The organism is Bosea sp. PAMC 26642, from assembly GCF_001562255.1.
Classification (GTDB): domain Bacteria; phylum Pseudomonadota; class Alphaproteobacteria; order Rhizobiales; family Beijerinckiaceae; genus Allobosea.
This window is the reverse complement of record NZ_CP014301.1, coordinates 4,827,153-4,850,869: the sequence shown is the minus strand read 5'-3', so window position 1 is coordinate 4,850,869 and position 23,717 is coordinate 4,827,153. Positions and strand designations below refer to the sequence as shown.

The window sequence follows — 23,717 nt, the reverse complement described above, 5'->3', positions numbered from 1 at the left end:
TGTCCCCTATCGTCCGTCTCGAGCCTGAAGGCTGCGCTTGTGCCGCACGCGCTCGGCGGGATGGAAACGCGCGTCGCGGCGCAAGGCCCCCTCGCTCTCGCTCCAGTTCGGCGCCATCCAGCTCGTCCAGCCGAGATTACCGGAGCGGCCGAGCGTGACCGGCTCGACCTCGCCCACCGGCAAGGCGAGTTCGACATCCCATTCGAATTGCTCGCCGAGATGGAAGAACACCGCATCGGCCAGCGGCTCGCAGCGGTCGCCGCTGGGCAGGAAGCGGCGGAACTGCTCCATATCGCGCGCCACGATGCGGATGCGGAACTTGTCCTCGACGCTGTAGACGCTGGCTCCGAGCAGGGCGTCGCTGCCCAGGCGGCAATGGAGCGCGCCGAGCCGCGTGCGGTCGGCGGGATCGAAGACCAGCCGCATACCGACGAACTGCTCGATCTCGACCTCGGCCTTGAACAATCCCGAGAGAAAGCCGCGCAGCCGAGAGGCGGATTTCGCCTGGGCGCCGAGCAGGCCGGCATAAGCGAGCTTCTCGGGATCGGGCACGCTGTCGCATTTTTCATAGGGCTTGGAACCCAAGCCGATCATGCTGCCGACATAGGCCGCGAAGCGGTCGAGCTCGAGGCGATCATGCTGGGCTACGGGGCGCGAATCCGCCCAGGCGCGATAGAACAGCTGCAGAAATCGGTGGTTCAGGATGTCGAGGAAGCGCGGAAAGGCTTCCTCGTGAGTGAGCTGCCACTGGAAGGTCTCTTCGGTGGTCGCCAGGGGCAGCGCGCCTTGCGGACCAAGCAGCCCCAGAAACTTGACGAAAAGGCGCAGGCGCCCCTGGACGTCGTCATCGGCCCGTTCGATCGTCGAGGCCGGGAAATCGAGGTAGGCCTGCTCGCCCAGCGCGACATATTCGTCGCGCCGCGAGGCGGAATCGCCGATGCGCGGGCGCTCGGGAAAGCTACGCTCGAGGCGCCGCAGCACAGCATAGAAATCGAAACGCCAAGGCTCGGCCTTTAGCCGACTGATATAGGGAGCGTCTTCCGCCTGCTCCTGCGCGCCGCTCACAGGATGCGCCTGCTGCCGGCGCGCGGCGGCCAGCGCATCACCTCGCCGCGCTCGACGGTGCGGATGACGGTCTGGGTGAAATGGTTCATCGCCGCATAGTCGGAGAGGAAACGGTCGAGCACCGCGCCCAGCAGGAAGACGCCGCTGCCCTCGAAGGCTTTTTCGTCCAGCGTGACCACCACTTCGAGGCCGCGCGCCGCCCCCGTGCCGGCCCGCTGCGGAAAGCGCCGGACCACCGGGCGGCTGTCGACGCTCTTGATGCCGCGGATGCGGCGCTCGACGGCGCTGTCGGAGAGATCGGCGAAAAGCGAAAGCAGCTCGCGCAGGGCCTCGCCGTTGCGGCCCGCGCCTCGCTGCACGAGACCGAGCTGGTTGAGGCTGAGCAGGTTGATCAGCCTCCAGGTGATGACACCGGTACTCGCCGTCTCGGCGCGCAGCTTCAATTGCGAAACGATCGGCTCACGCGGCGGTGTCGGTCCGGCCAGGCAGGCAATATCGAGCGAGACGCTGTCGAGCAGCTTGAAATCGGCGCCGCCTACGCCGGTAGGCAGATGCTCGGTCAGATGCCGGTTCGAGCACAAAGCCTTGACGCTGAGCTCGGCGACCGAGACGGCGTCACCGATGACGGCGGGCTCGACGAGCGAGACGAACATCTCCGTGCCGGTATAGTCGGAAGCCCTGCCATAGCGGCGTTCGGCGCTGGAGCGGCGGCGCGGCAGCCGGCGCTGGGTGTAGAGCAGGCCTTGCGTCGGCGAGGCGCCCTCGGGCGAGGAGTAGAGCGGGTGCACCGGCTGCTTCTCGCGCCCGCCGACATAATGGGCAAAAACCTCGATAATGCTGTGAGGTTCGTAATCGAGCGGCCGGCTGCGATCGGGCACGACATGGTATTCGTGCTCGTTGGCCCGGACCTGGATACGGTCTGTCGTCTTCTCAAACAGGTTGACGGCGGGCGCGGCATAAAGCGCGAACATCTCGCGGCTGACGGCGGCGGCAAGGCGGGTGTTGACCTCATCGAATACGAAAATGATCTCGACATTCTTGGTCTTGAGCTGCGGCATGATCCGCGCCAGCCCGTCCAGCCTGAAGCCCAGAAATTTGCGCGGGAACCAGAACAGCTCGCGCAGCAGATCGAAGCCGCGAAAGACGCGGGTGTCAGCCGGCAGCAGCGCCTCGCTCTCGTCGAAGCCGATCTGCTCGAGCACGCAGGATGCGGCCGAGGTGATCACGGGATCGCCGAATTCGTCGAGATGACGGAAATAGATGCCGATGCAATCGGAGAAAAGCTGCTCATAGAGCGCGATCGCGTCGGCCTCAGCCCCGAGTAGATGGAACTTCAGCTCCTTGGCATTGCAGCCGGCAAACCAGCTCTGCGGCTGCTTGGCTGAAACCGAAGGCGGCGGCTCGTCTTCGGCATCGACCATCATGCGATGCGTCAGCGAGAGACGAAGTCCCGACAAGCCGCGCGCATCGGTCGGCAGGCCGAGCGCCTGCAAGGCGGCGGGCGCGGCCATGTATTCGGCCGAGAGAATGTCGAAGGGCCAGAGCGTGACATCGGAGGTCAGGCGATAGCGGCAGGCGACGCGGCGATCACGTTCGAGATAGGTCGCGTCGAGATAGGAGCCGCGCCGGATGCGCACGCCCTCGCGCAGGCCCGGATCGGAGAAAGGAGGCTTGATGCCGGTCAGCAGAGCGGAGGGGGTCGGCGCGAGATAGTTCGGCAGCAGCTGTTCGAGCAGATTGTTGGTGAATTCCGGAAACTCGTGCTTGAGCTTGAGCTGAACACGGGCGGCGAGAAAGGCCGCGCCTTCCAGCAATCCGCCGACCATCGGATCCATGCGCTCGCCGACGAGGCCGCCGAGACGTTCGGCGATGCCGGGAAACTCCTCGGCGAATTCCTGGGTATGCTCGGTGAAGAGCCGCAGTTCCTGGTTGTAGAAGTCGAGAAACTCTTGGTTCATCAGCTTCTATCGATTCTTGATCGCGATCTTGCCGGTGTCGAGTTCGACATCGGCGACGAACTGGATCGGGAGGTTCAGTGGCTCGCAATTGAGGTCGGCCCGCACGATGAAGCGGATCTTCAACTCGGCCGGGTCAAAGCTGTCGTCGCGTTCGACCGCCACCGAACGCCGGATCAAGCGTGGCTCGAAAGCGACGAGGACATCGGCCAATTCATCCTTGATCGCATTGACGCGATATTCGTCGATCGACCGGTGCGTGATGTCGGGGAAACCGTGATTCAGTACAGAGCGGGCGACATGCTCGTAGCGCGAGAGATCGATCGACGAACCCAAATTGACCGTATTCACCAGCGCCTCGAGGTCGATCGCGATCTCCTGGCGCAACTTCTGTTCGGTGATCGCAGCACGAGGCGCTGCCCGCCTACCCGCGATGATGCGCTCGCCGCTCTCGCTGCGCAGATCGATCGGCGTCTTGGCGTCCTTGTCGCGATACGCCTCGCGAAACGCGAACATCAGCGGCGGGCGCAGCCGGTTTTTCAGGCGCGCATCCATCAGCCTGCGCCTCCGACGGTTCCCAAAGCAGACAGGCTGCCATCGAGGCAAGGGCGATACCAAAACTGCGGAACGATCGCCATCAATCAGATCCTCGTGTGACAAACGCCGCACGACCGCCTGCCGAGCCGGCGTGGCCGGAGTGCGGTCGAGGCCGAAGATTACGGTCTGCGCGGGTCAAGCCGCCTGCGCAAACCAAGCTCCTGAAAGGCGAATATGGCATGTGGTCCCGCCCTGAACTGCCTGACCCTAGCGGCCCGGACCAGGGCGGCTTTGCGAGCGGGTCATCTGCACCCGCTCGCGTCGCGGCCCCAGACGATCAGAGCTTCTTGTTCGTCTTGACGTCGTAGCCGCCGGTGATCGCGGCATCGAGCGAGCCGTCGGCCTTCTGCGGCTTATATTCGAATTTTATCTTGCTGAAGTTGAGTGAGAACTGGTCCGTCGGAATGGTGTCCCCACCGACAGCGTCTCCCGATTGATAGCTCGAAACCAGCAGGTCATCGAGCGAAATGACATAATATTCCTGCTGCTCGCCACCATGCTTGCGGACGACGAGCTTGGCTTTCTTGATGTGCTGGCCCGTCGCGCAGGCAACCATCAGATTGGGTGATGCCTTGTTCACCTTGGTGGTGAAGTGCAGGTCCTGGAACGAAACCTTTCCTGCACCGCCGCCGCCGCCAGACGCATGGGAACCCGAATTGGACGCGCCCCAGGAAAAGGATTCGATCTCGATGAAATCCTTGTGTTTTGAATCCTGGCTTTCGCCCTTGATGCCGTCGAGTTCAAGTAGAAAATCGCTAGCCATAACCTTCTCCCCAGTTGGAACCCATCGATGATCTGAACTGCCGTAGAGTAGATGTCCGGACTTTGAACCCTGAGGCAGACCCGAACATCATCAGAATGCAGGAGGTCTCGGCGATTTTTTTAAATGGGCAGCGTCAATGTGAGACGCCGATCTCAGGCTTTCGGCGCCGGCAGGCGGGAGACGAGGCTGAGGCCGATATCCATGCCTTCGAGCTGGAAATGCGGACGCAAATAGAACTTGGCCGAGTAATAGCCGGGGTTCTCCTCGTCCTCGAAGACATCGATGCGGGCATCGGAGAGAGGCTTGCGCGCCTTGGTCTCCTCGCTTGAATTCAGCGGATCGCCATCGATATATTCGGTGATCCACTCCTGGAGCCAGCGACGCAACGGCTCGCGTTCCTTGTAGGAGCCGACCTTGTCGCGCACCATGCATTTCAGGTAATGCGCAAAGCGCGACACCGCGAACATATAGGGCAGACGCGACGAGAGATTGTCGGAGGCCGTCGCCGCGACGCCGTCAGGGCCGAAGAAAGACTTCGGCTTGTAGAGCGACTGGGCGCCGATGAAGGCGGCCTTGTCGGTGTTCTTGCGGTGGATTAGCGGAATCAACCCGGCTTTCGCCAGTTCGGCCTCGCGACGATCGCTGATCGCGATCTCGGTCGGGCATTTCAGGTCGATGCCACCATCGTCGGTCGGGAAGGTGTGGGTCGGCAGGTTCAAGACCTCGCCGCCGGACTGGACGCCGCGAATCCGCGTGCACCAGCCATATTCCTTGTAGGCGCGGTTGATGTTGACCGCCATCGCATAGGCGGCGTTCATCCAGGCGTATTTTTCGCCTGTATGGCCGTCGGTGTCCTCTTCGAAGGCGAACTCCTCGACCGGTTCCGACTTGGCGCCATAGGGCACGCGTGCGAGCACACGCGGCAGGCAGAGGCCGACATAGCGGGAATCGGCTGCGTCGCGCAGCGACTTCCAGGCCGCGTAGTCGGGCGTGTCGAAGACCTTGCCGAGATCGCGCGGATTGGACAGCTCCGTCCAGGCGTCCATGCCCATCAGGGTCGGCTCGGCGCCGGCGAAGAATGGAGCATGGGCCGACGATGCCACCTTGGAGAGGTCGCGCAGGAGCTGCACATCGGTCGGCAGGTGACTGAAGTGATAATCGCCGACCAGGCAGCCGAAGGGCTGGCCGCCGAGCTGGCCGAACTCCTGCTCATAGACCTGCTTGAACAGTGGGCTCTGGTCCCAGCGGGCGCCGGGATAGTTCTTGAGATTGCGATAGAGCTCGTTCTTCGAGGCGTTCATCACCTTGATCTTGAGCTGCGAGTCGGTCTCCGAGTTGAAGACCAGATAGTTCAGGCCGCGCCAGGCGCTTTCGATCTGCTGGTAGACCGGAGCGTGCAGGATCTCGTTCATCTGCTCCGAGAGCTTGGCGTCGAGCCGCGCGATCATCTCCTCGATCGTGTCAAGCACGTCATTCTTGATCAGGGTCGAATCCGCCAGCGCCTGGTTGACCAGGGTCGCCACCGCATTCTCGACTTCCGATGCCGCCCGTTCCGTCTTCGGCTTGAAGCTCTGCTTCAGAACCGATGCGAACTCATCTGCGTCCTTGACCTGGGTGGCCGCGCCGGCGGCCCCCTGGATCTGCGTTTCCGCTGCCATTGCCGCCTCGCTTGAATTAGCTGTTGCCGGTCTGAGTGGGCTCCGGCGACTTGTCGCCGAGCTTGTCCTTGAGTGCCGCCATCAATTGCGGATCGGCGAGCAGCGCCTTGATCTGGTCGCTCGCTGCCATCTTGCCGTCCATGTAGCGCAGCAGATTTGCCAGCTGTTCGCGGGCCTCCAGCAGCTTGGCCATCGCCGGCACCTGGCGCGCGATCGCGGCCGGGTTGAAGTCGTCGAACTTTTTGAACTTCAGCGCCACCGAGAGCTTGTCGCCACCATCCCCCAACTTGTTGGGAACGTTGAAGGCGACAGCGGGCTCGATCGCAGCCATGCGCGTGTCGAAATTATCCATGTCGATGTCGAGGAACTTGCGCTCGGAGATGTCCGGCTTCTCAACCTCAGAAGCGTTGCCGGAGAGATCGGCCAGCACGCCCATGACGAAGGGCAGCTCGATCTTCTGCTCGGCGTTGTAGGGGTCCTCATACGTGATATGAACCCGTGGCGGCCGGTTGCGGCGGATGAATTTCTGACCTGAATCTCCAGCCATGGCCGCACTCCTCTTGCTTGATTTTCCAGCGCAATCCAAACCCGCCCCGCATACGGCAAAGCATCCTACTACAATGGGAATGCTTGTCGACCACAGATCGCGTTCAGTAAAATCACAGACATGACCTAGCTTCCATCGTCGGGACTGACCGCGACTCCCGGCAGGATATCGCCGAGCAGGGACATGAAATCATGCTGCGAAAGCGCGCATGCTTTGTCCATCAGGAGCGGCGTCGGATGAGACGGCTCCGCCTGCCGGTAAAACCTGGCAACGGCAGCCATGCGCGAGACCGCTTCCCTACGTGAGGCCACCGGAGCAGCGAAGGCGCTGGCCTGCACGGATACGTCTTCATCCGACGTCTCGATGTCCTCATCACCGCCGGACTTGCTGCCCTCGGGCTCGAACGAAGCGAGCCGCTCGAGCGGCAGCTGGAAGCGCAGCGCCTGCCCGACCGCGATCATCGCCTTGTCGACGTGCTCTGGAAACATGATCTGGATGACCTCGATCAACGACTTCCCGATCAGATGTTGCGCCTGGGCGATCAGCAGAACCGCCGGGCTCGACGGCTCGGTTCTACGGAAGTAGTCAAGGCAGGTGGACAGCGCATCCTTCACTTGAATGATGCTGGTGCAGGCGCCTGACGCCACCACGGCGACGCTCAGCGCCGGACCGTCCGCTGTGTCGTCGGGCGCCACCTGCGTGGCATGGCCGGGGACGCGGCGCGCGACGGCGGCGTCGAGGAAGCCGAGGATCTGACCGGTCAGTATCGACAGCCGCGAAAAGCTCAGGCTCTCGCCAGCCTTCTCGAGCCAGACCGCCGAGACCCGCGCCAGCGCGTCGCTGACCATCCTGACGCTATCGAGCGCCCCGGTCAGATCCGCGATGTCGACCTCGCCAAGCGCGGCCTGGATGGCGCCGGCATCGGGATGCAGTTCGCCTTCGACGAGACGTACTTCCCCAGCTGCGACGAGCTGGCTGCGAAAAGCCAGCGGTCCGAGGCGTCGGCTGGTCACCAGCGGCGTATGCTGCAGCGGCAGCACGACCGTGGCGTTGTCGTCGAGGCTCTGCAGCGCGACCTCGCGCGCGATCAGGTCGCCGGCTTGTGGTCTGGGATGAAATTCATCCCAGTGTTCGGTGAGATTGTCGGCAATCAGCTTCAGGCTGGATGCGAAGGAGGCGATATCGCGATTGAGCAGGGCGAACTTTGCCACCAGCACGAAAAGCCTGAGATCGCGCGTCTTGCCCAGGAGCTTGCCGAGATCGGCGAAGGCAGAGGCGAAATCGAGCGAGGCCCGGTCGAACGGAATCTGGCGCCCTTCGTCGTCGCGCCGGAAGAACGATGTGGGCAGCGCCACGTCAAGCCGGGCCACCACATTCATGAAATCGGGATCGTCATCGAGATCAGTGCCGCATGGTGCCTCCGGCGAAACCGCAGCGGCCAGATCGACGAAATTCAAAGCCGCCATGGTCACTCACCGGCCCTCTGCGAAGCTTGCGTCACGCCCATAGGGCGCACGGGCAGCCGATCACTCGACGCGCAGCCGCGTCTCGACGCGACGGTTGTCGCCCGCGAAAGGATCCGGCACGACCGGCTTGGTCTGACCATAGCCCTTCGCCAGGAGCTTGGCGCCGTCGACACCGCGCTCCCTGAGATAGCGGACGACCGATTGCGCCCGCCGCTGCGACAAATCCAGATTGTAGTTCGGCGAGCCGCGGGCATCGGTGTGGCCCTCGACCAGGAAGTTGTTGGACGCCAGGCGCGGATCGTTGAGCGCCTTTGCGAACTCGTCGAGATTTGCCTTGGCCTCGGATTCGAGCACGTCCGAATTGTATTTGAACTTGACCACGAGGTCGAAAGCGGACGCCGCCGCGGAGGGCGCCGTGACGACATGACCGGCCTTGCTGCACTCAGCCTCGGTGCCGACGCACAGGCCACGGCTCGGCCCAAGACCGCGCGTCGCCCCCAGCTGCGGCGGAACGCTGCCGAAATGTTTGATGATGTCGTCGGCCTTGTAGGTCTGGGCTCTCGCCGAAGACGAGATCGCCGTGCATAAAGCGCTTGTGACGCAAAGGCCGAGCACGATAATGGCGAACCTGCGCATGGTGCCGTTCCCGTTCATATGAATGACGCCAAATACTACTTTTCAAGATATAAGACAAATCGCTTATCACGTCAACTCGAAATCAATGTCGATGCCATGAGGTTGAACTAATGGCCACCGATCTGAGGCAAACTGGAAGAATTGCGTCTTTCGTAACGCCGTCGAAAGAAGACGAATTTTCACTAATCGACTTCGATGCCGATGAGAGCGTCAGCGGATTGTTTACATACAGAATAAAAACCGCCAGCAATACGGAGAACGCTGACCTTCCGAAACTTATCGGCGATAACTGCCACATCAAATTTACGCTTAAGAATGGACAATCGAGAATATTCAATGGCATTCTCGTAAACGCGCAGTGGCTCGGCCGGGAAGACGACCTGCAGATCTACCAATTCACGCTCAAGCCTTGGTTCTGGTTGCTGTCATATCGTTCCGATTGCCGGATCTTTAAAGACAAGAATGCACTTGAGATCATAAAAATCATTTTTGACAAGGAAAACAAGGCGAATTTCGACGATAGAACCACGGAAACGCCACCGAAGATCGAATACTGCGTCCAGTATCGCGAGACGGATCTGGAATTCGTCCTCCGCCTGATGGAGAAATACGGCATATATTATTACTTCAAGCATACGGAATGGGGCCACAAGATGGTCCTGACCGACTCGCGGTCCGGCCATGATCCGGTCCAGGCCGCGGCCGAGCCGACATTCAACGGCGCCGGCACCGCCTACCCCTTCATGTCCAAGCTCAACACGATGCCGCGCCCGATCGAGCATATCGGCGACTGGTCGACGCTGAGGCGGCTGCGGACCGGCAAGATCGAGCTCAAGGACTATGATTTCAAGCAATCGGGATCCGACCTGACCAGCCGAGCCGAGGATGGTTTCCCGAAGGCCAAGGACTATGAGAGCTACGATTATCCCGGTGCTTATCTGACCCGCGACGAGGGCGAGCAGCTTGCGCGAATCCGCGTCCAGTCGGAGCAGGCGCGCGACGACCGCCGCCATGCGAGCGGCGAGGCGCCGAGCTTGTATCCGGGCGCCTTGATGACCTTCGCCGATCATCCGGCGGGGTCGGAGAACGGCGAATATATCGTGGTCGGCGCTCAGCACAGCTTCAGCGGGCAAAGCTATCGCTCGGGAATGAGCCTCAACACGCCGAACTATCACGGCTCCTACGAGCTGCAGAAAAGCGACCGGCGCTACCGCGCGCCGATCACGACGCCAGGTCCCCGGGTGATGGGGCCGCACACGGCGAAAGTCGTCGGCAAGGACAATGACGATACTGAGGGCGATATCGATGTCGACGAATACGGTCGCATCCTGCTGCGCTTCCATTGGGACCGGGAGAAGAATTCAACCTCGTGCCGGGTCCGCGTCGCGCAGCTCTGGTCGGGAAAAGGCTGGGGCGGGCAGATCATACCCCGCATCGGCCAGGAGGTCGTCGTCGAGTTCCTGGAAGGCGATCCCGAGAAGCCGCTGGTGACGGGGACCGTTGTCAACGACGTCCACATGCCGCCCTATGATTTGCCGGCGAACAAGACGCAGTCCGGCCTCAAATCGGAATCGACCAAGGGCGGCGGCGTGCCGCGCACCTATAACGAGCTCAAATTCGAGGATCTCGAGGGCTCCGAGAGCCTGAGCATGCGCGCCGAGAAGGACCACGACATCGAGGTCCAGAATGTCGAGACCCGAACGATCGCGACAAAGTTCAGCGGCGGCGAATATTCCCGCAAGACGACGCTGGAACAAGGCAGCGACAAGCTCGACATCAACAATGGGAAGCTCGACATCACGGCGGCGACGGAAATCGTGATGAAGGTCGGCGAGAGCACGATCAGGATGCTGCCGGCCAGCATCGAGATCACCTCGCCTACGATCACGATCAAGAGCGTGGCGAAGACCGAGGTGCTGAGCGACGCACTCGTCGTGATCACGGCCGGCATGGTGACGATCAATTGAGTGGCAGCATGTCGCGGCTTCGCTTCAATACGGCGCTGGAGGTGTTCGAGACCTTTCCCGCCGCGCGCAAGCTCATCAAGGCGGCGCCTACGACCGAGCACCCGATCCTATTCCTGAGGAGGCTCGTGCAGATGGGCCCGGCCCGCGACGCGCTGGGTTTTTGCGCTTTCTTGCTGCCGCGCCGCGAGACGGTCTGGTGGGCGATCCAGGCGCTCAAGCTCATGCAGACGCCGGGAGTAGCGGGCGACCCGTGCGTGGCGGCGGCCGAGACCTGGGTCCGCAACCCCGACGACTCGCGCCGTCGCGCCGCGCTCGACGCAGCCGAGGCCGCCGACAATGAAGCGCCCGGCACCTGGCTCGCCTGGGCTGCGGGCTATTCGGGCGGGAGTATGGTCGCGACCCATTTCGTGCCTTGTCCCCCGGACCTCACGGCGAAGAGCGCACGCATCGCCGTTATGCTCGCTTTCGGGCTGCTGCCGGCTTCGGGACGCGACACCGCATTGCGCGCTTGCGTCGAAGCATGCATTCGTTTGGCCGATGATGACGATGGCAGAGCAAGATCGTAGCGTGGAGCGCAGCCCATGGCGCTGACGCTGACCATCGAGAACGAGGCCAGCCTTCCCGATGGCGGGCCGCTGAGCGTGACGCTGAGCGGCGGGCGGGGACTCGATATCGGCCGTGACCAGCATCTCGACTGGACATTGCCCGACCCGTCCCGAGCGATCTCGGGCCGGCATTGCGAAGTCCGTTACAAGGACAAGGCCTATTGGCTGCGCGACGTCTCGACCAACGGAACCTTCATCAACGGCGCAAGCCAGCGCGTGCAGTCGCCCTATCGGTTGCGGCATGGCGACCGGATGGAGATCGGCCACTACATCATCGCCGTCACGCTCGATCAGGATGAGCGCAGCGAAGACCGGCCCAGGACGCCCGTCGCGATGTCGCCAGCATCCGAAGGACTTTGGGGGGCGACGGGCGACGTCGCGCCCCCGATTCCCCGCCGCGATATGCTGCCGCCCAACAGCGCCCGCCCCATCAATCCCGGTTTCATCGATTGGGCCGCCGACCTGCCGGGCCCGGTCGCGCAGCCCGAACCGCTGCCGGCCATTCCGCTAGCGCCGGCGACACCGCAAGACGATTTCGCCTGGGCGCCCTATCAACCGCCGCCACCGGTTCCCGTCGAGCAGCCGGCTCCGATCCCGACCCCGAGACGGCCGGCGGCTTCGAGCGCGCCGGCAGCCGATCCATGGGACGAGGCGCCGGTGGCGGCCGCCCCCGCGGCTTTCGTGCCGCCGCCGATTCCGGTGCCGCAGGCCGGTCCGACGCCGATCTCGGCCGGCGAATTCATGCAGCGCTTTGCCAAGGGTGCCGGCCTGTCGCCGGAGGTCCTGAACGCACGTGATCCGGGAGCTTTTGCCGAAGAACTCGGCGCCCTGATGCGGCTCGTCGCGATCGAGCTGAAATCGCTGTTGTCGGCGCGCGCCGAGAGCAAGCGGATCGCGCGCAGCAGCAACCAAACGATGATCCAGGCCGAGGGCAACAACCCGCTGAAATTCTCGCCGACGATCGACGATGCGATGAGGCTGATCTTCGGCCGGACGACTGCCGGCTACCTCAATGCGGAGCTGGCCTTCGAGGAGAGCTTCAAGGATCTCAAGGCCCATCAGATCAAAACCTATTCGGCCATGCAGCACGCCTTGCGCATGTTGGTCGAGGATCTCGATCCGCAGGCGGTGGCCGAAAGCATGGCGCCAGATCGCGGGCTGGAGGCCCTGATCGGTTCGCGCAAGGCGAAGATGTGGGATACCTATGTGGCGCGCTGGGAGGCCAAGACCGCCCCCTTCGAAGACGGGCTGGTCGACGCTTTCATGTTGTATTTCGCCGAGTGCTACGACCGCGGCGGCAAGTGAAGCTGGCGTGCCGGTCACGGCCGCTCGAGGATCGCCTTGCGGATCAGGAGAAAGACGGGTCCAGCGGGATAGGCCGCGGGCAGGCGCGAGAAGCTGAGATTGATCCAGAACATCCTGTTCAAATTTACAATCGTCGTGAACTGGAAATGCTCGCCCAGCATCGACTCACGCGTCGCTGTGACGATGCCATCGTCGAAACCGGCTTTGAAGCCATGGCCATCAGCATAAGTGGCGTTGTACCGATTTTGGTAGGCGCGGATCGCAGCCACGGTCTTGGGTCCGCAAATCCCGTCCATGGCGAGCTCATCATATACGATCGGCTGGCCGGCGAAGCCACGGGCCTGAATTCAGCAGGAACTGCACCAGCTTGACGTCACCGGTCCAATTCGACTGGCGCGGCCCGACGCCGTGGTCGATCAGGAGCTTGTAGACCGGCTTGCTGTCGAAGATGTCGGTTCCCAGCCTTGCCATGACGCCTCGCTATGGGCCGATGATCACGGTCGGCATGCCCATCATGATCTTGTTGGGCGGACCGAGCGCTTCCAGCACTGTGTCGCCCATGCGGCAGGCCGGCAGGTTGTTGATTAGCACGGTCTGCGACCCGTCGATGACGACGCCGGGGCCGTGCGTCGGCAGCGGCAGCGGGCCCAGCGGCGTCAGGCAGAGATGGATGTCGGCGCCGCCTGCAGCGCCTGAGATCATCGAGCCCATGCTCGCTCCGGCCGCGTTCTTGGCAGTCTCTTCGGCAGCGATGGCTGCAGGCGCGCCGGGGGTGCCCGCCGCGGCGACGGTCGCGGCCTGCGCCACCTGGAGCGCTGCGTCCGAGGTCGCCTTGGCGGCCTGGATCGCTGCGGCAGCGGCAGCCGAGATACCGCGCCAGGCCAGCAGCCCGCCGATCACGACATTAGGGCTGCCCGGCCCCGGTTGCAGAATGCCGGGAAGCGGATGCAGGACAGGATCAAGGATACGCGCTGCGGGGCCTTTCGGCACGGGACTCTCCATCGGAATGAGCCAGCCTTACAGCAAGCTTGGGCAAGGCGGGTCATTCGAGTCAATGACGACTGGCGGCAATCGCTTCGGATAGCGTTGCGCGTTGGCATGAGACGCATCGGGTCACGCAGAGGAATGCGCCCTGAAAGCAGGGCGATAGTGACGCGGATCACGGTTGCGTCTAAGGTCTGACCACGCTGCAGGTAAAGAGAACCGGATGTCTTGGTACAGCAAGGTCGTGTGGTCGGAAGGTTTGTTCCTGCGGCCGCACCATTTTCAGCAGAGCGACCGATATCTCGAGAATCTGCTGGAAAGTCGTGTCCGCCACGTCACGCCTTATCCTTGGGGATTTGCCGTGCTCGAGATCGATCGGGACCTCGCCCAGCAAAGCAAGATCGGCCTGCGGCGCGCGGTCGGCGTGATGCCGGACGGCACGCCCTTCGCGATGCCCGACAACAGCCCGCTGCCGGCCGCGATCGATGTTCCCGAGAATGCAGCCGGCCAGATCGCCTGGCTCTCGCTGCCGCTCGCTTCATCCAACACCCGCGAGATCGAGGACCGCCTGGACGGCAGCGCCAGCCGCTTCGTGCCCGCGACCGAAATGCTGATCGATTCGACCGCGTCCCTGCGCATCGAGGAGGAGATCGACGTCGCCCATCCGCGCCTGACGCTGGAACTGCGGCGGACGGCGAAGGCGGGCTTCGTCGGGCTCGCGCTGGGGCGCATCCTCGAAGTGCGTGACCGGGCGATCCTGTTCGACGAGAAATTCGCGCCACCGGTGCTGGTCTGCAACGCCTATCCCGTGATCGACGGCTGGATGGACCGCGTCATCGGCTGGATCGACAACAAGCTCGAGGAGCTGGCACGCTATGCCGCCGATCCGACGGCGGGCGGCGGATTGCAGAGCGCCGATTATTTCGTGCTGCAGATGCTGAACCGGCATATCCCGGTGCTGAAGCATATGCGGAGTTCGCGCTTCGTGCATCCCGAACGCCTGTTCACGACGCTGCTGGCGATCGCCGGCGAACTTGCAACCTTCACCACGGCCGAACGGCGCGCCCGCGATTATCCGGCCTATGATCACGACGATCTCGAAGGCTGCTTTACGCCGGTGGTCCGCGACATCCAGGATTTCCTCTCGGCCCAGCTCGGGCGCCGGGCGATCCGGCTCGAGATCACCGAGCGCGCGCCCAACGCCTTCATGTCGACGATCCGCGATCGCTCGCTGATGCGCAATGCGACGCTGATCCTGGAAGTCGCCGCGCGCCGGCCTCTGACCGAGATCCAGGCGCAGTTTCCGCAGCTCTTCAAGATCGGCCCCAACACCAAGATGAACGAGATCGTGCATGCCCATCTGCCGGGCATCAACCTCGTGCACCTGCCGACGCCGCCGCCGCAGATCCGCGCACTGACCGATCACGTCTATTTCTATCTCGACCGGACCTCTCCGCTCTGGCCGGAGTTCAGCAGCGCAAGCTCGATCGGAATGCATTTTTCCGGTGACTGGCCCAACCTCGAAATGGAGCTTTGGGCCGTGCTGGAGGGCCGGCGATGAGCGACCCGGGTTCGCCTTCCGATCCGTTCGGCCGTTCGGACCGCACGATCATCGGGCCGAACCCCGGTGGGCGCCGTACACCCCTGCCCTCGCGCCCCGCCGCGCCTGCGTCTGTTCCCGCTCCCGGCACTCCCGGCGGCGACGAATGGCTCTCGGCTGCGCCGGCGCAGCCGCAGCGCGCGGCCCCGCCGCAGCCGGCTGATTCCCCCGGCGCATCCCTGCCCAAGCGCGACCAGCTGCTGACGCCCAACGCCAATCCGCTGCTCAGGGCGGCCGGCCCGTTGCTGCTGCTGCTGGGACGGATGCGCTCGTCGCTGAGCAGCGCGCCGCTGCAGCAACTACTCGGACAGGTCGGCGATTCCATCGACGCCTTTGAGCGCGATGTCCGCGCCACCGGCGCCTCGGCAGAGCAGACCCGCACCGCGAAATACATGCTCTGCGCCGTGGCCGACGACATCGTCCAGAATATTCCCGGCGAGGACCGCCATGTCTGGACGCAGTACAGCATGTTGTCGCGCTTCTTCGGTGAGCGCGTCGGCGGCGTGCGCTTCTTCGAGGAGCTGGACCGGGCCAAGGCTGACCCTTCCGTGAATTACGACCTGCTCGAACTGATACATGCCTGCCTGGCGCTCGGCTTCGAGGGCATCCACCGTACTTCGGCCGGCGGCGCGTCCAACCTCCAGACGATCCAGCGCAATCTGTTCGAGACCTTGCGGCGCGTGAAGCAGCCCGATCCGGAACTGTCGCCGCGCTGGCAGGGCACGGCGCTGGCCTCGCAGGTCGCGCGCTTCAAGGTGCCGGTCTGGTCGGTCGCTGCGATCGCCGGGGTCGCCCTGCTGGGCCTTTATTTCGTGCTGCGGGCGCTGCTCGGCGGCAATGCGGAGGCCTCCGCCTCCGCCCTTCTCTCGGTGCACCCGAAGAGCGAGCTCGGCATCGTGCGCAAGGTTTTCTCGGCGCCGCCGCCTCCCCTGCCGCAGCCGCAGGCCAAGGTCTGCGCCACCGTCAGCCCGCCTATCACCTGCCAGGTCACGCCCAATCTGATCCTGATCCGGCTGGTCGACATCACTTTGTTCGAGCCCGGCCAGGCTGCGGTGCGCGACGAGTTCCGCCCGCTGATCGAGCGAATGGCGAGCGCCCTGGAGCAGGAGGGCGGCGCGATCAAGGTCGTCGGCCATACCGACAATATCCCGATCCGGACCGCGCGCTTTCCTTCGAATGTCGAGTTGTCGCAGGAGCGCGCCAGGGCGGTCGGCGACCTCCTCAAGACGAAGCTGAGCAAGCAGGACCGGATCAGCTTCGAGGGCAGGGGCGCCGACGCGCCGATCGCGCCGAACGCCACCCGCGAGGGCCGTGCCAAGAACCGGCGCGTCGAAATCCTGATCCAGCGGAACGGATGAGCGGCGCCATGGATCCGATAGGCAAGGGTTGGCATCGATGAGCGTCGCGGTCTGGCTCCGGGTGGCCGCGATCGCGATCGGTACGCTCGCGCTCTGCGCGCTGATCTGGTTCGGCGGCCCCTTCATCGCGATCGGTGACGTGCGCCCGATCGAACCGCTCTGGGTGCGCGGGCCACTCGTACTGCTGTTCTGCATCGGGGCCGCCGTCTGGATCACCGTGATGGTCCTGAAGCGGCGGCGTGCAGCCGCGGCGCTGAACGATGCGCTGGTCAAGCAGGAGACGCCGACCGGAGACGGCGCAATGCTTGGCGGCGCCATGCGCGACGCGCTCGCCACGCTGAAGCGCTCCCGAGCCAAGGATGGCCGCGACTACCTCTACGATCTGCCCTGGTATGTCATCATCGGCCCGCCCGGCGCCGGCAAGACCACGGCCCTGGTCAATTCCGGACTGAAGTTCCCGCTGGCGCGTGGCACCTCGCCTTCCGCCGTCGCCGGCGTCGGCGGCACCCGCTATTGCGACTGGTGGTTCTCCGAGGACGCCGTGCTGATCGACACGGCCGGGCGCTACACCACGCAGGACACCGATGTGAAGGCCGAGCGCGCGAGCTGGCTCGCCTTCCTCGACCTGCTCAAGACCAACCGGCCGCGCCAGCCGATCAACGGCGTCATGGTGGCGATCAGCGTCGAGGACCTGCTGACCTCGACGCCCGAGCAGCTTGCGGCGCATGCCGATGCGATCCGCAACCGCCTGCTCGAATTGCATGAGCGGCTGAAGGTCGATTTCCCGGTCTACGCCGTTTTCACCAAAGCCGACCTGATCGCGGGCTTTAACGAGTTCTTCGGGGGCCTGAGCGAACCCCAGCGGCGCATGGTCTGGGGCCATACCTTCCAGACCGACGACAAGACCCGCAACATGATCGGCGATGTCGGGCCTGAATACGACGCCTTGATCGAGCGCCTGAACGAGCGCCTGCCCGACCGTCTGCAGGAGGAGCACAACCCGACCGCCCGCGCCCAGCTATTCGGGCTGCCGAGCCAGATGGCAACGCTGAAGCGCACGGTCGTCGACTTCCTCGCCAGCGTGTTCGAGTCGACGCGCTATCAGGCCAATGCGACGCTGCGGGGCTTCTATTTCACCTCCGGCACCCAAGAGGGCACGCCGATCGATCAACTGATCGGGGCCTTGTCACGCAATTTCGGCAGCGAGCGCGTCCATGCCGGCGCCTATTCCGGCAAGGGCAAAAGCTACTTCCTGACCGACCTGATCCAAAAGGTGATCATCGGCGAGGCCGGCTGGGTCTCGACCGATCTTGGCGCCGCACGGCGTTCGACGCTGCTGCGCGTGGCCGGTTTCGGCGTGGTCGCAGCCTTGTCGCTGGCTGCGCTCGGCCTGTGGTGGACGAGCTATTCGCGCAATGAAGACCTCATCACCGCGACCAATTATGGCCTCGCCGATTACCGCACGAGCGCGGCTCCCGTGCTCCAGGAGAATACCATCTCCGAGCGCAATTTCAGCCGCATCCTTCCGCTGCTGCACAAATTGCGGTACCTGCCGGCGGGCTACGCCACCAGGGACGAGCCGACCCCGACACAGGCGACCTTCGGCTTAAGCCAGCGCGAGCGCCTGAAATCGGCCTCGGAGGTCGTCTACCAGCAGGCGCTGGAGCGGATGCTGCGCTCGCGCATCATCTTCCGGCTGGAAGAGCAGCTCGAGGCCAATATCAACAATCCCGGCTTCGTCTACGAGGCGCTGAAGGTCTATCTCATGGTCGGCGGCCAGGCCCGGCTCGATCGCGATCTCGTCACCGCCTGGATGCGGCTGGACTGGGCAGAGAACCTGTTTCCCGGCGCCGCCAACGTCAAGGGGCGCGAGGCGCTGGAGGAGCATCTGGTGGCGATGCTGGAACTCGACGACGGCGCCGAGCCGCTCGTCAAGCTCAACCAGTCGCTGATCGAGAACTGCCAACGCACCTTGCGCCGGATGAGTATCGCCGAGCGCGCCTATGAATTGCTGCGCACGCAGGGTCGGGGGCAGAACAAGGACTGGGTCGCGGCGCAGCGCGGCGGCTCGGATGTCCGGCTCGCCTTCGAGGGGCTCAGTGGCGAGGATCTCGACGTGATCCGCGTGCCGTATTTCTACACCTATGACGGCTTCCAGAACGCCTTCGTCGACCGTCTCGGCGATATCGGCGAGCGTATCGAGAAGGAACGCTGGGTGCTGGGCGAGAATGTCGACCAGCAGGCGATCGTCGCGCAGTACCAGACGCTGTTCCAGGACCTGCTCAAGCTCTACGCCCGCGACTATGTCGCGACCTGGCAGAAGACGCTCCGGCGCCTGAAGCTACGGCCGCTCAACGCCGACAAGCCGAAATACGTCGCGCTCAGCGCGATCGCGGCGCCGACCTCGCCCTTCAAGCAGATACTGGAATCGATCCGCAACGAGACGCAATTGACGAAGGAGCGCCCGGCGCCCCGGCAGAGCGGCGCGGCCAAGGCCGCCAATGACGCCGCCGACGCGCTGGAGAAGCGCGCGACCGCCGCGCTCGGCAGGCTCGGGACCAACCTGCCGCTCAGCGCGCCCGGCGTCGAGCGTGTGCTGGCGGGCGGCAATGACGCGCTCGGCGCAAATATCGAGAGCCAGTTCAAGCAGTTCCATGTGCTTGTGGATGGGGATCTCGGACGGCGGCCGATCGACCAGCTCCTGCAGGTCTTTGCAGAGATCAACCAGAACCTCGCCATCGCCGCGACCAACCCGGCGCAGGCGAGTGCCGCCAATGCCGCGCTGGTGCCGTTGATCGCCGCGCTGCGGGCAAATTCCTCGCGCTATCCGGCGCCCTTCGACGGCATGATCGTCTCGGCCGTCAATGATTTCGAGGGTGACGCCACCGGCGCCACGGTCGCGCTGCTGCGCCAGGCGCTCGGCGATCAGGTCAGCCGGGTCTGCGCCGAGATCCTGACCAACCGCTATCCCTTCGTGAAAGCGAGCGCGCGCGACGTACCACTGGCGGATTTTGCGCGGCTGTTCGCGCCGGGCGGGATCATGCCGGGATTCTTCAAGGACAAGCTCGAACCCTTTGTCGACAAGTCGAAGGAGGAGTGGAGCTGGCGCGTCGACAGCCGCGTCGCGCGCGCGCTCTCGCCGACGACCTTGCGCGAATTCCAGCGCGCCGACGAGATCCGCGAGGCGTTCTTCCCGACCGGCGGCAACCTGCCTTCCTTCCAGATGATCGTGATGCCGACGGCTCTCGCCTCCGACGCCTCGGCCGGAAAGCTCGAGATCAACGGCTTCACCGTGACGAGCCAGCAAGGCGTCAACACGCCGACGCCGGTGATGTGGCCAGGAGCGGGCGTGCCACGCACTGCCGTGACGCTGACGCTCGGCAGCACGGGCGGCGGCATTTTCGGCGGTGGCTTCTTCTCCAGCGGCACCCCGGCTGCGCGAGGCGAGGCAAAGCTGTTCGAGCGCGACGGCGTCTGGTCGTTCTTCCGTTTGCTCGACACCGGCTCGGTGCTGAAACAGGGCGACAATGTCGTGCTGACGCTGGCGGCCGGCGGACGGCAGGTCGGCTACCAATTCGGCGTCGGCTCGCTGAAGAACCCGCTGGTGCTTCCCGCCTTGCGGGACATCCGCTGCCCGGCCGGGATCTGAGGCGATGGCGTGCGGGCTGTTCGGAAAGCTTCCAGGCAAGCGCGATTTCATCGCGATCGGCGCGCCCGCACCGTTCCTGTCGGTCTACGAGCCCTGGCTACAGGGCGGGTTGACAGCGAGCCGGCTGGAGCTTGGACCGCGCTGGCAGGAGGCCTTTCTGAACGCGCCGATCTGGCGCTTCTGGCTCGGCAAGGCCTATTGCGGCGAGACGGTCGCGGGCGCCTTCATGCCCTCGGTCGACGGCGTCGGCCGCTACTTCCCGCTGACCGTCTTCGCCATGGCCGCGGCGGGCGCCGCGATCCCGCCCCCCGAACTCGACCCACAGGAAGACTGGTTCGGCCAGATCGAGGATTTCCTGCTGCAGACCCTCGAACCCGAGGCAAGCTTCGAGACGACCTCTCAGTGCCTCTCCGCCCTGCCCGCACCCGACGATCAGCTGAAAGTGGCGCCGCCGGCCGAAATGGTGCGACTGTCGGACGGCACGATCGTCAGCGCGCTCGATGCCGCAAATTTTCCGGAGCGCCTCGGCCTGCTGCGCGTCGAGGACCACGCGCGGTCCTTTGCGAAAACGGCGGTCTTCTGGACCGTCGGCGGCGAGCAGTTCGAGCCGCTGGCACTGGTCGGCCAGGCCCTGCCCGATCCGCATCTCTTCGCAGGCTTGCTGACCGGACGCTTCGATGCTGTCATCGCAAAAAGGCGGGAGCGCCCATGAACGATATCAGCCCTTCGGCTGCGCCGTTCGAGACCGGCGCAATCACGCATGTCGGGCGCGTCCGGCGGGAGAACGAGGACAGCTTCGTCCTGCAGCCGGAATTCGGCGTCTGGGCTGTTGCCGACGGCATGGGCGGCCATGAGAACGGCGCCCTGGCGAGCGGCACGCTGGCTGCGGCGGTCGAGAGCATCGGCCCGGCGGCTTCCGCACCGGATCTGCTTGCCCGCCTCGAGCGCAGCGTGCTCGAAGCTAATGCCGATCTGCTGCGGCAGAGCCGCAAGCGCGGCGGCGTCGCGATGGGTTCGACGCTCGCCGCCCTTCTGGTGCATGAGCAGCATTTCGCCTGCGTCTGGTCGGGCGACAGCCGGATTTATCTGGTGCGCGATGGCCAGATCATCCAGCTCTCGCGTGACCATACCGAGGTCCAGGACCTCGTCGATAAGGGTGTTCTCTCGCCCGACGAGGCGCTGCGCTCGCCACGCCGGCATGTGATCACCCGCGCGATCGGCGTGCACGACATACCCGAGCTCGATCTCGACAATGGCGAACTCGAAGATGGCGACATCTTCATCCTCTGCTCGGACGGCCTGACCGGCCATGTCTCGGACGCGGAGATTCTGGCTGCGGTCGACGGCCAGGCTGCGCAGGCTGCCTGCGATGCTCTGCTGGCGCTGACGCTGGACCGTGGCGCCAACGACAACGTCACCGTGATCGTCGTGCGCCATAGCGCAGGGCCGGTCGATGGCGAGGCTACAGTCTGGCTGCCGAATCGACGCAGGCTAAGGAGCGGGAGGCCATGAGCGAGCTCGAACGCACGGTTATCGCGCCGCGCCATGGCAGCGCTGTCGGCACGCGGCTGAACGGCATCTACGAGATCGAGCGGTTGATCGCGATCGGAGGCATGGGCGAGGTCTATAAGGGCCGCGCGATCCAGACCGGGGACGCAGTCGCGATCAAGATGATCCGCCCCGACATGGCGCAGAACGAGAATGCGCTGGCGCTGTTTCGCAAGGAAGCTGCCGCGCTTCACAATCTCTACAACGAAGCGATCGTGCGCTATTACGTGTTCACGATCGATCCGGTGACGCAGTCGCCCTATCTCGCCATGGAGTTCGTCGACGGGCAGCCTTTGTCCGACCGGATCAAGCAGGGTCCGCTGAGCTTCGAGGAGGTCGATATCCTCAGGCGACGGATCGCGAGCGGGCTGCACGCCGCCCATCTGCTGGGAATCGTTCATCGCGACGTCTCGCCTGACAACATCATTCTGCCGGACGGCCAGGTCGCGCGCGCGAAAATCATCGATTTCGGGATCGCCCGCTCGACCCAGCTCGGCGAGGGCACCGTGATCGGCAGCGGATTTGCCGGCAAATACAATTACGTCTCGCCGGAGCAGCTCGGCCTCGGCGGTGGCGAGGTGACCGGACAGTCCGACATCTACAGCCTTGGCCTGGTGCTGACGGAAGCGCTCGCCGGCAAGCCGCTCGACATGGGCGGCACCCAGGTCCAGATCCTGGAAAAGCGTCGGCGGGTGCCCGACCTCGCCGCGGTCGATGCGCGCTTCCGCCCGCTGCTGGCAAGGATGCTGGCGCCCGATCCGGCGCAACGCCCGGTCGACATGGCCAGCGTCGCTGCCTGGCAGGCGCCCGTGGCCAATACTTCCGGGCGTAGCAAAAGCGCGTTGCGCATTGCCGCGGCTGTGGCGGTGGCGGCTGTGCTCGCCGGGGGCGGGTATGCGCTCTGGAGTGAGCAGCGGCCCGCTACCGATCCGTCCGCGAACAATCCGGCCGCGTCGTCGCAGCCGCGCAATGATTCCGCTTCGGTCGATCCCCGGGTGCTGGTCGCTCTCCCGCCCTTGAACGCGCCGGTCAGACCCGAACCGACCGCGCCACCGCCTGGCCTGACGGCGCCCACCGCACCCTCACTGACGGAAGCGCCCGCTGCGGCCAGTCCGCCGCCCGCCACAGCCAACGCAACGCCGCCCAAGGCCATCGAGCCTCCACCGCCCTTGCAATCGCAGCCGCAAGTCGCCGTCAGGACAGATCAGCCGGCACGGCAGCCGCAGCAGACGCAAGCCCCGGCGCGCGTCGAGCCGCCACGCGTTCCGCCGCCCGAGCCGCAGCAGGGCCGGGTCGAGCCCAAGGTCACGCCGCCGATCCCGACCGCAGCGGTGACCCCGCCGCCGGTGGTGACCCAGGAGCCGCGCACGCCCGCCGAGCGGATCCAGCATTACATCAGCGGCTATGATGGCGGCGCCTGCTTCTTCCTCTGGCCGCTAGACGTCGCCGAGAAGAAAGCCGACCTTGAGGGTTTTGGCAGCGGTTCGGAGCCCTTCGTGACGTTCGATACCGCGTTCAAGCAGGCGCAGGGTTTCGAGGCGACGATCAATCTGCGTCCGGTCACGGCGGCGCAATGCCCGATGGTCGATTTCCTGCGCCAGCTTGGCCAGGCCATCGACCGCAGCCCGCGACTGCAGATCGGTGCCTTCGCGATGAATAGCGGCGATATCCTGAGCGGCACGGTCGATAGCGTGGCGGGCCAGAACCTGGATGTCGTACTCATCGGCGATGATGGGCTCGTTTATAATCTCGCGAGCTATCTGAAGCGCGAGGGCAGCAAGACGGGCTTCAATCTCAAGCTCGAATCGAGCGGTTCGACGCCGCGTCCCCAGGTGGTGCTCGCTTTGGTGAGCAGGGCACCCTTCCCTGCCATGCTGGCCCCCAATCCGGCGCCGGCATCGGAGTTCTTTCCCAATCTCGCGCGCGACGTTGCCGCGTCAGGCGGGAAGCTGGGGCTGGGGATCAAATATTTCCGAATTCAGTAGGTCGTTGTCCAAGCGCGCTCGGGCTACCG

20 protein-coding genes are annotated in these 23,717 nt (G+C 64.5%); 9 read left to right on the top strand and 11 right to left on the bottom strand.

All coding sequences use genetic code 11. The features are described from left to right. Positions 1-6: 6 nt before the first annotated feature. From tssG to AXW83_RS23215, 8 genes are all read right to left on the bottom strand, one after another. Positions 7-1,065 (bottom strand): type VI secretion system baseplate subunit TssG, encoded by a 1,059-nt coding sequence (gene tssG / locus AXW83_RS23250; RefSeq protein WP_066617936.1) that lies wholly within the window; start codon positions 1,063-1,065, stop codon positions 7-9. Then, the gene (gene tssF / locus AXW83_RS23245; RefSeq protein ID WP_066617935.1) at positions 1,062-3,023 is read right to left on the bottom strand and encodes a type VI secretion system baseplate subunit TssF; all 1,962 of its coding nucleotides are present in this window, start codon (positions 3,021-3,023) and stop codon (positions 1,062-1,064) included. The genes tssG and tssF overlap by 4 nt, the downstream gene beginning before the upstream one ends. A gap of 6 nt (positions 3,024-3,029) precedes the next feature. Continuing rightward, positions 3,030-3,575 carry a type VI secretion system baseplate subunit TssE gene (locus AXW83_RS23240; protein ID WP_236841749.1) on the bottom strand — a complete coding sequence of 182 codons (546 nt, stop codon included), beginning with the start codon at positions 3,573-3,575 and terminating at the stop codon, positions 3,030-3,032. Between the two features lie 319 nt (positions 3,576-3,894). Further along, positions 3,895-4,380 (bottom strand): Hcp family type VI secretion system effector, encoded by a 486-nt coding sequence (locus AXW83_RS23235; RefSeq protein ID WP_066617934.1) that lies wholly within the window; start codon positions 4,378-4,380, stop codon positions 3,895-3,897. Between the two features lie 152 nt (positions 4,381-4,532). Continuing rightward, positions 4,533-6,038, bottom strand: coding sequence for a type VI secretion system contractile sheath large subunit (gene tssC / locus AXW83_RS23230; protein ID WP_066617931.1), 1,506 nt, complete (start codon positions 6,036-6,038; stop codon positions 4,533-4,535). Between the two features lie 16 nt (positions 6,039-6,054). Next, the gene (gene tssB / locus AXW83_RS23225) at positions 6,055-6,585 is read right to left on the bottom strand and encodes a type VI secretion system contractile sheath small subunit (protein WP_066617929.1); all 531 of its coding nucleotides are present in this window, start codon (positions 6,583-6,585) and stop codon (positions 6,055-6,057) included. Positions 6,586-6,710: 125 nt separating this feature from the next. Further along, positions 6,711-8,051 carry a type VI secretion system protein TssA gene (locus AXW83_RS23220; RefSeq protein WP_066617927.1) on the bottom strand — a complete coding sequence of 447 codons (1,341 nt, stop codon included), beginning with the start codon at positions 8,049-8,051 and terminating at the stop codon, positions 6,711-6,713. 60 nt (positions 8,052-8,111) lie between these two features. Continuing rightward, on the bottom strand, positions 8,112-8,687 hold the full coding sequence (locus AXW83_RS23215; RefSeq protein ID WP_066621143.1) for an OmpA family protein: 576 nt from the start codon (positions 8,685-8,687) through the stop codon (positions 8,112-8,114). A gap of 110 nt (positions 8,688-8,797) precedes the next feature. On the opposite strand from AXW83_RS23215, the gene AXW83_RS23210 reads away from it, so the two are divergent. From AXW83_RS23210 to tagH, 3 genes are read left to right on the top strand one after another with little or no spacing between them, the layout of a single operon-like run. Further along, a complete protein-coding gene (locus tag AXW83_RS23210) occupies positions 8,798-10,654 on the top strand; it encodes a type VI secretion system Vgr family protein (protein WP_066617925.1) in 1,857 nt (618 codons plus the stop codon). 8 nt (positions 10,655-10,662) lie between these two features. Further along, positions 10,663-11,220: a DUF6931 family protein gene (locus tag AXW83_RS23205; RefSeq protein ID WP_066617923.1), complete on the top strand. Its 558-nt coding sequence runs from the start codon at positions 10,663-10,665 to the stop codon at positions 11,218-11,220. Between the two features lie 15 nt (positions 11,221-11,235). Further along, the gene (tagH, locus tag AXW83_RS26810; RefSeq protein WP_082767353.1) at positions 11,236-12,564 is read left to right on the top strand and encodes a type VI secretion system-associated FHA domain protein TagH; all 1,329 of its coding nucleotides are present in this window, start codon (positions 11,236-11,238) and stop codon (positions 12,562-12,564) included. Between the two features lie 14 nt (positions 12,565-12,578). Here tagH and AXW83_RS23195 read toward each other — a convergent pair whose 3' ends face one another. From AXW83_RS23195 to AXW83_RS23190, 3 genes are read right to left on the bottom strand one after another with little or no spacing between them, the layout of a single operon-like run. Then, positions 12,579-12,833: a hypothetical protein gene (locus AXW83_RS23195; protein ID WP_156640337.1), complete on the bottom strand. Its 255-nt coding sequence runs from the start codon at positions 12,831-12,833 to the stop codon at positions 12,579-12,581. A gap of 37 nt (positions 12,834-12,870) precedes the next feature. Beyond that, positions 12,871-13,035 carry a hypothetical protein gene (locus tag AXW83_RS27355; RefSeq protein WP_156640335.1) on the bottom strand — a complete coding sequence of 55 codons (165 nt, stop codon included), beginning with the start codon at positions 13,033-13,035 and terminating at the stop codon, positions 12,871-12,873. Between the two features lie 9 nt (positions 13,036-13,044). Next, positions 13,045-13,554, bottom strand: coding sequence for a PAAR domain-containing protein (locus AXW83_RS23190; RefSeq protein WP_210179622.1), 510 nt, complete (start codon positions 13,552-13,554; stop codon positions 13,045-13,047). Positions 13,555-13,771: 217 nt separating this feature from the next. On the opposite strand from AXW83_RS23190, the gene tssK reads away from it, so the two are divergent. From tssK to AXW83_RS23160, 6 genes are read left to right on the top strand one after another with little or no spacing between them, the layout of a single operon-like run. Continuing rightward, complete coding sequence (tssK, locus tag AXW83_RS23185) at positions 13,772-15,109, top strand: type VI secretion system baseplate subunit TssK (protein ID WP_066617913.1); 1,338 nt, start codon at positions 13,772-13,774, stop codon at positions 15,107-15,109. Beyond that, entirely contained in the window at positions 15,106-16,506 is a 1,401-nt protein-coding gene (gene tssL, locus AXW83_RS23180) for a type VI secretion system protein TssL, long form (protein WP_066617911.1), read from the top strand. Before tssK ends, tssL begins: the two co-directional genes overlap by 4 nt. Positions 16,507-16,543: 37 nt before the next feature. Beyond that, on the top strand, positions 16,544-20,155 hold the full coding sequence (tssM, locus tag AXW83_RS23175) for a type VI secretion system membrane subunit TssM (protein ID WP_066617909.1): 3,612 nt from the start codon (positions 16,544-16,546) through the stop codon (positions 20,153-20,155). A gap of 4 nt (positions 20,156-20,159) precedes the next feature. Next, a complete protein-coding gene (gene tagF / locus AXW83_RS23170) occupies positions 20,160-20,867 on the top strand; it encodes a type VI secretion system-associated protein TagF (RefSeq protein ID WP_066617905.1) in 708 nt (235 codons plus the stop codon). Next, complete coding sequence (locus tag AXW83_RS23165; protein WP_082767352.1) at positions 20,864-21,667, top strand: PP2C family protein-serine/threonine phosphatase; 804 nt, start codon at positions 20,864-20,866, stop codon at positions 21,665-21,667. Before tagF ends, AXW83_RS23165 begins: the two co-directional genes overlap by 4 nt. Next, positions 21,664-23,688, top strand: coding sequence for a serine/threonine protein kinase (locus AXW83_RS23160; protein WP_066617903.1), 2,025 nt, complete (start codon positions 21,664-21,666; stop codon positions 23,686-23,688). Before AXW83_RS23165 ends, AXW83_RS23160 begins: the two co-directional genes overlap by 4 nt. Positions 23,689-23,717 lie beyond the last annotated feature (29 nt).

Bases quoted from the DNA above. Each gene is read 5' to 3' on its own strand.
- tssF (WP_066617935.1), bottom strand. From the start codon at position 3,023: ATGAACCAAGAGTTTCTCGACTTCTACAACCAGGAACTGCGGCTCTTC.
- AXW83_RS23240 (WP_236841749.1), bottom strand. From the start codon at position 3,575: ATGGATGCGCGCCTGAAAAACCGGCTGCGCCCGCCGCTGATGTTCGCG.
- AXW83_RS23235 (WP_066617934.1), bottom strand. From the start codon at position 4,380: ATGGCTAGCGATTTTCTACTTGAACTCGACGGCATCAAGGGCGAAAGC.
- tssC (WP_066617931.1), bottom strand. From the start codon at position 6,038: ATGGCAGCGGAAACGCAGATCCAGGGGGCCGCCGGCGCGGCCACCCAG.
- tssB (WP_066617929.1), bottom strand. From the start codon at position 6,585: ATGGCTGGAGATTCAGGTCAGAAATTCATCCGCCGCAACCGGCCGCCA.
- AXW83_RS23220 (WP_066617927.1), bottom strand. From the start codon at position 8,051: ATGGCGGCTTTGAATTTCGTCGATCTGGCCGCTGCGGTTTCGCCGGAG.
- AXW83_RS23215 (WP_066621143.1), bottom strand. From the start codon at position 8,687: ATGCGCAGGTTCGCCATTATCGTGCTCGGCCTTTGCGTCACAAGCGCT.
- AXW83_RS23210 (WP_066617925.1), top strand. From the start codon at position 8,798: ATGGCCACCGATCTGAGGCAAACTGGAAGAATTGCGTCTTTCGTAACG.
- AXW83_RS23205 (WP_066617923.1), top strand. From the start codon at position 10,663: ATGTCGCGGCTTCGCTTCAATACGGCGCTGGAGGTGTTCGAGACCTTT.
- tagH (WP_082767353.1), top strand. From the start codon at position 11,236: ATGGCGCTGACGCTGACCATCGAGAACGAGGCCAGCCTTCCCGATGGC.
- AXW83_RS27355 (WP_156640335.1), bottom strand. From the start codon at position 13,035: ATGGCAAGGCTGGGAACCGACATCTTCGACAGCAAGCCGGTCTACAAG.
- tssK (WP_066617913.1), top strand. From the start codon at position 13,772: ATGTCTTGGTACAGCAAGGTCGTGTGGTCGGAAGGTTTGTTCCTGCGG.
- tssL (WP_066617911.1), top strand. From the start codon at position 15,106: ATGAGCGACCCGGGTTCGCCTTCCGATCCGTTCGGCCGTTCGGACCGC.
- tssM (WP_066617909.1), top strand. From the start codon at position 16,544: ATGAGCGTCGCGGTCTGGCTCCGGGTGGCCGCGATCGCGATCGGTACG.
- tagF (WP_066617905.1), top strand. From the start codon at position 20,160: ATGGCGTGCGGGCTGTTCGGAAAGCTTCCAGGCAAGCGCGATTTCATC.
- AXW83_RS23165 (WP_082767352.1), top strand. From the start codon at position 20,864: ATGAACGATATCAGCCCTTCGGCTGCGCCGTTCGAGACCGGCGCAATC.
- AXW83_RS23160 (WP_066617903.1), top strand. From the start codon at position 21,664: ATGAGCGAGCTCGAACGCACGGTTATCGCGCCGCGCCATGGCAGCGCT.